Here is a 1,327-nt window from a genome sequence, read left to right as displayed (position 1 = left end):
CCTCCTCGAGCAGGTAGTGGAACAATAGTCCCTCCTGCAATGGCAGCAGCGGATAGATGTCCTGTACGTTCCCGGTCCCGCCTGGCACGCCCGCTACGACCAGGTCGATCTGCTCCTGATCGAGGCTCACCATCGACAGATGCGCAGGCGTGATCCGCGAGGTTTCCGGACCGATAGGCGAGCGCACTGCTGATGCACCCGCCATGCCCGATGTGCTGATCGAAGCTGCCAGCGCATGCAGGGTGGGCGTAGTGAACACGGCCTGTACCGGCACCTCCAAGTCCAGTTCGCGCAGGCGAGCAACCATTGAAACCACCATCAACGAGTGACCGCCCAGTTCGAAGAACTGATCATGCCGCCCCACCCGCTCCAGCCCCAGCAGCTCAGCCCATATCTTGGCCAGTACCTGTTCCAGCTCGCCGCGCGGTGCTTCAAAGCGTCGGGTGACGACTGCCTGCACCCCCGGGGCGGGCAGCGCCTGCCTGTCGAGCTTTCCATTCGGGGTCTGCGGCAGGGACGCCAGCACAACGAACGCACTGGGTATCATGTGTTCCGGCAGTTGTCCCTGTAGCGCATCGCGCAATTGCGCTGGGTTGGGCTGGTGGTCCGACACTACGTAGGCGACCAGGCGGCTGTCGCCGGATTCCTCATTCAGGCCCACCACGGCCGCTTCCCGGACCCCCGGGCAAGCGACCAGCTTGGCCTCGATTTCGCCAAGTTCGACCCGGAAGCCCCGGATCTTGACCTGGAAATCATTGCGCCCCAGGAATTCAATGTTTCCGTCCGGCAGCCAGCGGGCAAGATCACCGGTTCGATACATTCGGTCCCCAGCGCAACTGCTGAAAGGATCGCATAGGAAGCGCTCGGCAGTCAGTTCTGGTTTGTCCAGGTAACCCCGTGCAACCCCTACCCCACCGATGTGCACCTCACCAATCACGCCTATCGGAACTGGTTGCCGTGCCGTATCGAGAATGTAGATACGGGCATTGTCGATTGGCGAGCCAATGGTAGGGCCGCCCGCTGCCCCGGCAATGCTGACGATGGTGGCATCCACGGTGGCCTCGGTGGGACCGTACATATTGTGAAACTCCACGATCGGCGAGGACTTCAGCCGCCCCCAGAGCGAAGACCTGATCGGCTCTCCCCCCACCAGCACGCTACGCGGGCGATACGCCCCGCCTTCGAGTAGTCCAGCGGACAGCAGACCCTCCAGCTGCGACGGGGTGCTATCGACCGCATCGATACGATGTTCGACCAGGAAATTCAGCAGCTCGACCCCGTTGGCACGGATGCTCTGCGGGATGGGCATCAGGCAGTGCCCCGAAAG

The 1,327-nt window shown here is 62.7% G+C and carries 1 protein-coding gene; it reads right to left on the bottom strand.

Going from position 1 to position 1,327, the window contains the following annotated elements; genetic code table 11:
- A partial coding sequence (locus AC1DQP_RS20565) for a non-ribosomal peptide synthetase (protein WP_478052439.1) occupies positions 1 to 1,309 on the bottom strand: 1,309 nt, incomplete at its 3' end.
- Positions 1,310 to 1,327 lie beyond the last annotated feature (18 nt).

This window comes from Stenotrophomonas sp. P5_A8 (assembly GCF_056400545.1).
This window is presented reverse-complemented; position numbering and strand designations above follow the sequence as displayed.